Raw genomic sequence first — 5283 nt, forward strand, 5'->3', positions numbered from 1 at the left:
GCACGGCGGCACCATCGCGGCCCGCAACGAAGCGGGCGGCGGGCTGACCGTGGAAATCAACCTGCACAGCGCACGATCTTTACACGACATTACATTGGCTTGACCGCCCTGTACGTCGCCGCTCATTAGACTGGTCGCCATTGATTGAGCGGAGGTGGCGATGTTTCAGGTGCATAAAAAGGGCTTTGTGCCCGGCAGGAAAATGGTTGATGGCCTGGTTCCTTACGACTTCTTTTGCGAAGACAGCCCGGCGATCAATCTCTTCGTGTTCACCGGCGCCGCCACGCCGGACGCCACGGTCGAGGAACAGACGCTGTGGGGCTTCACCCGACTGGAGCGGTTCGAGGCGATGACCAGCGCGCTGGTGGGCAACAAGCAGCACGCGGGTTGGTTTCAAAGCGTCAACGTGCTGACCGGGCCCAACCAGAACGGTACGCAAAGCGTGAAATTCCAGCGCGTGCTGAAAATCATCAAGCACGCCAGCGCCACGCGCAAAGCCGACTACGAGATCCTCACCGACGAAGGCGACACCTACTTCACCCGGCCGACCGTTGCGCCGGGCAGTGCGCAAACGGTCATCTATTCGGCTGAGTCATCCGCTCGGAACGTGTGATTATTTCAGGCAGCTGGCGGGCGCAAGGCTCGCTTGTGCAACCCCCATTGTGTGTTACCGCTGCCCACCCGTGGTGCGGTTTGAGCCATTGGGTAGCAAATTCCTCCGTCCTCCCCCCCGTTGCCTGCCGATACGTTCTCGCCGATTTCATCTAAATCAATCACTTGGCACAGCGCTCAAGAAGTTGGCACGTATTCTGCTTTTTTGTATCCGTGGATAATTGGATACAAAAATTCAAAAGGTGCCGCCGATGCAATTTGCCCGCGCTTACGTTGATCGTCAGCCGCTGACCGCCGAGGAAGAGGCTTATAACTTCCTGCTGGAAGCCATTTGTCGTGGCCGCTACTGCAAGGGCGACCGGCTAATCGCCGAAGACATCGCCAGCGAGATCGGCATGAGCCGCATGCCGGTGCGCGAGGCATTTCGTCGCCTGGATGCCCAGGGCCTGGTGACCCTGCGCCCCAATCGCGGGGCCATCGTCAGTGGTCTGGATATCGATGAGTTGCATGAAGTGTTCGAGATGCGCAGCGCCCTTGAAGGTCTGGCGGTGCGTGTGGCGGTCGGCCGCATCGGTGAGCGCCAGCTCGCGGCGCTGGAGCGCCTGCTGGATGAGATGGATGACTACCGCGACGAGAGCGCCGCGTGGGTCGGCCGGCACCGCGCGTTTCATGAATACCTGTGCAGCCTCAGCGGCCGGCCGCGCTTGATGAAGCAGATTTCGGCGCTGTACTCGCTGGTCGAGGCGCCCATGCGCTTGTGGTTGCAGCACGGCGAAAAACCCCTCAGCGCACGCCAGGAACACGCGGTGATCCTCGACGCCATTCGTGCCGGTGATGCCGCGCGCGCCGAAGCCGTGGTGCGTGAACACATCGAGGGTACGGTGCCGGCGCTGATCCAATTCCTGCAAAACGAACAATAAAAAAGCTGTCGTGTTTTGACGTTGATTCCTGCCCCCGTTATTCAACGAACTGGAGTGTCTGGTCATGCATAAATGCCGTGCCTTGCTGGTGGCTGTCTCCCTCGGCCTCTGTACCCAATGGGCTTTTGCTGCGCCCCAGGTGCCGGAGCGCCTGCAGAAAGTCGATAAGCTCACGTATTGCTCGGGGATGGACTCACCGCCCCTGGTGTCCTTCGACGAAGCCCAGAAACCGCGCGGGCTCACCGTCGACCTGGGCCTGGAAATCGCCAAGCGCCTGGGCGACAAACAGGTGCAATGGCGGGTGATCCCATTCTCCGGTTTAGTGCCGGCGTTGCTTGCCCAGCAATGCGACATGATCGTCGACCAGTTGTTCGACAAGCCCGAGCGGCGCCAAGTGATCGACATCGTCAACTACATGTACTCCAGCCAGTCGGTGGTGGTGCCCAAGGGCAACCCCAAGGGCATCAAGACCCTGGATGAGCTGTCCGGGCACAAAGTCGCTGTGCTCAACGGCTCCACCATCAAGACCCTGCTGGACGCGCAAAACGACAGCCTGACCAAGGCTGGCAAGCCCTTGATGAAACTGGTGGTCTACAACACCGACACCGATGCGTTCCAGGCCCTGCGCATCAGCCAGGTCGACGCCTATGGCACCACCGTGGAAACCGCCGGTTACTACGCGGCAATGGCCCCGGAACTGTTCCAGGAGGGCGTGCCGGCGTTCAGTCGCATCCTCACCGGCCTGGGCATACGCAAAGACGACCCGCAACTGACCGCCGCCGTGCAGCAGGTGATCAGCGACATGCGCAGCGACGGCAGCTACGTGCGGTTGCTGGACAAATGGCATGTCAGCAGCGACACACTCGACTGAGGCAAACCTGCGATGAATTTCAATTGGGATGTGTTCTGGCAGTACCTGCTGCAGCCCAGTGGGGTGTACCTCACCGGGTTGTGGCTGACCTGCCTGATCAGCGTGCTGGCGATGCTGCTCGGCTGTGTGCTGGGGCTGGCGGCGGCGCTGCTGCGCTTGTCGAAGAACCCGCTGTTGCACCTGCCGGTGCGTTTTTATGTGTGGCTGATGCGCGGCACACCGTTGCTGGTGCAGATCGTATTTTTGTACACCGCGCTGGCGGCGGGCGGGATTTTCCGCTTCGAGGATATCGAGCTGTTCGGCCTGATCGTGCCCGGCAATATCCAGGCGGCAATCATTGCCCTGGGCCTCAATGAAGGCGCGTACATGGCCGAGATCATTCGCGCCGGCATCGGTGCGGTGGACAAGGGCCAATACGAAGCCGGGCGCTCCCTGGGCATGGGCTTTGCCAAATTGATGCGGCGCATCGTGCTGCCCCAGGCATTCCGGGTGATCGTGCCGCCGCTGGGCAACGAGTTCAACGTGATGCTCAAGAACACCACCCTGGTCAGTGTGATCGGTGTGCAGGAGTTGCTGCTCAGCACCCAGATGATCACCTCGGCGACTTTCCGCGTGTTCGAGTTGTACTTGGTCGTCGCTCTGTATTTCCTGACACTGACCACCCTGTGGGGCTTTTTCCAGCGCTGGCTGGAGACGCGCTTCAGCCAGTCTGACCGGCCTTCCGAGCCACCGCCGGCAGCCAGTCGCATGTTCGGGCGCAGCACCCTGAAACTGCTGAGGGGACGTTAACCATGGCGCACCAAAGTGAAGAACTGATCATCGAAGCGCTGGACATCCACAAGTCGTTCGGCGCGCTGCAGATTCTCAAGGGCATTTCCCTACAAGTGCGGCGCGGCGAAGTGGTGGTGCTGATCGGTGCCTCCGGTTCCGGCAAGACCACGTTCATCCGCTGCATCAACCTGTTGGAAGACATCCAGGGTGGGCGCATCCGCGTCAACGGCCGCGCCATGGGCTATCGCGAGCGCCCAGACGGCAGCCTGGTGCGCGATTCGGAGCGCAACATCGCCCGGCAGCGCCGTGACATCGGCATGGTGTTCCAGCGCTTCAACCTGTTCCCCCATATGACCGCGCTGGAAAACATCATCGAAGCGCCGATCCACGTGCTCGGCACCCCGCGTGTCGAGGCGTTGGAGCAGGCGCGTGGTTTGCTCGCGCGGGTCGGCCTGGCGGACAAGGCCAGCCATTACCCGTCGATGCTCTCTGGCGGCCAGCAACAACGGGTGGCGATTGCCCGCGCGCTGGCGATGAAACCCCAGGCCATGCTGTTCGACGAACCCACCAGCGCCCTCGACCCGGAAACCGTCGGCGAAGTCCTGCAGGTGATGAAGGAACTGGCCGAGGAGGGCATGACCATGGTGGTAGTCACCCATGAAATGGGCTTTGCCCGTGAAGTGGCCGACCGCGTGGTGGTGCTCAACCAGGGCGAGCTCATCGAACAAGGCCCTCCGGAACAGATATTCAGCCACCCCAGCCACCCCCGTACCCGGGCCTTTCTCAGCCGCGTGTTATGACCCGTCCAAGGAGATTTTCCATGCGCTTATCGAGCTTCTTCGCGGCCCTGTGCTGCGCCGCCATTGTCCCGATGACCGAGGCCGCCGACCCGGTGGTGAAGGTCTATAACTGGTCCGATTACATCGGGCCTGACACCTTGAAAAACTTCGAGAAAGACAGCGGCATCAAGGTGCAGTACGACATCTTCGACACCAACGAAATGCTCGAGGCCAAGTTGCTTTCCGGGCACTCGGGATATGACGTGGTGGTGCCATCCAGCCAGTTCCTGTCCAAGCAGATTCGTGCCGGCGCCTACCAGCCACTGCAACGCGGGCTGCTGGATAACTGGAAGCACCTCGACCCGCGTCTGATGCAACGCCTGGAAGCGGCCGATCCCGGCAACCGCTACGCTGTGCCGTACATGTGGGGCACCGTGGGCATCGGCTACAACGCAGAAAAGGTGCGGGCTGTGCTGGGCAAAGAGGCGGTGCTGGACTCCTGGTCGATGGTTTTCGAGCCCGGCAACCTGGCCAAACTCAAAAGCTGCGGCGTCGCCTTTCTCGATGCGCCAGTGAAGATCATTCCCCAGGTCATGCTCTACCTTGGCCTGAACCCCAACAGCGTCAAGCCCGACGACTACCAGCAGGCCTCGAAACGGCTGATGGCGCTGCGGCCGTCGGTGACCTACTTCAATTCGTCGAAATACACCGCAGACCTGGCCAACGGCGATATCTGCGTGGCGGTCGGTTATTCCGGCGATGTCATGCAGGCCCAGAACCGAGCCAAGGAGGCCGGCAAAAACATCGACATCCGCTACCTGATACCCAAAGAAGGCGTGAACCTGTGGTTCGACATGCTGGCGATTCCCAATGATGCCGGTAACGCGGCCAATGCCCATGCGCTGATCAACTACCTGCTGCGGCCCGAGGTGATTGCGCCGATCAGCGACTACGTGGGCTATGCCAACCCCAACAAGGATGCGACGGCGCTGATGGACCCCAAGGTCAGCGGCAACCCGGGCATCTACCCCGGCGGCGATGTGATCAGCCACACCTTCGTCTCTGCCGACCTGCCGGAAAACATCCAGCGTCTGATGACCCGGGAATGGAACCGGATCAAATCCGGCCAATAAATCGAAGAGCCTTTGCCATGTTGAAATTTTCTGCTCACGAGTACCCCTATCCGTCGCAACGCCAGAGTGTGTTTGCCCGGCGCGGCATGGTCGCGGCATCCCAGCCCCTGGCCGCCCAGGCGGGCATCGAAATCATGCAAAAGGGCGGCAACGCGATCGACGCGGCCATTGCCACGGCGGCGGCCTTGACGAAGGTG

General features: G+C 61.2%; 6 protein-coding genes and 1 pseudogene. All 7 read left to right on the plus strand.

The window, feature by feature from the left end:
* Positions 1-160 precede the first annotated feature (160 nt).
* Positions 161-613, plus strand: a complete 453-nt coding sequence (locus L9Z73_RS24540; RefSeq protein ID WP_247406589.1) for a hypothetical protein — start codon at positions 161-163, stop codon at positions 611-613.
* A gap of 250 nt (positions 614-863) precedes the next feature.
* Positions 864-1532 carry a GntR family transcriptional regulator gene (locus L9Z73_RS24545; protein ID WP_247406591.1) on the plus strand — a complete coding sequence of 223 codons (669 nt, stop codon included), beginning with the start codon at positions 864-866 and terminating at the stop codon, positions 1530-1532.
* 64 nt (positions 1533-1596) lie between these two features.
* Positions 1597-2403, plus strand: a complete 807-nt coding sequence (locus tag L9Z73_RS24550) for an ABC transporter substrate-binding protein (RefSeq protein ID WP_247406594.1) — start codon at positions 1597-1599, stop codon at positions 2401-2403.
* Between the two features lie 12 nt (positions 2404-2415).
* Positions 2416-3192, plus strand: a complete 777-nt coding sequence (locus tag L9Z73_RS24555; protein ID WP_247406597.1) for an amino acid ABC transporter permease — start codon at positions 2416-2418, stop codon at positions 3190-3192.
* A 2-nt stretch (positions 3193-3194) separates the two neighbouring features.
* Positions 3195-3974, plus strand: coding sequence for an amino acid ABC transporter ATP-binding protein (locus tag L9Z73_RS24560; RefSeq protein WP_247406599.1), 780 nt, complete (start codon positions 3195-3197; stop codon positions 3972-3974).
* Positions 3975-3994: 20 nt separating this feature from the next.
* Positions 3995-5086, plus strand: coding sequence for a polyamine ABC transporter substrate-binding protein (locus L9Z73_RS24565; RefSeq protein WP_247406602.1), 1092 nt, complete (start codon positions 3995-3997; stop codon positions 5084-5086).
* Positions 5087-5103: 17 nt separating this feature from the next.
* Positions 5104-5283 (plus strand): annotated as a pseudogene (locus tag L9Z73_RS24570) (gamma-glutamyltransferase); the annotation flags it as partial.

The organism is Pseudomonas emilianonis (genome assembly GCF_023072625.1).
Taxonomy (GTDB): Bacteria; Pseudomonadota; Gammaproteobacteria; order Pseudomonadales; family Pseudomonadaceae; genus Aquipseudomonas; species Aquipseudomonas paraveronii.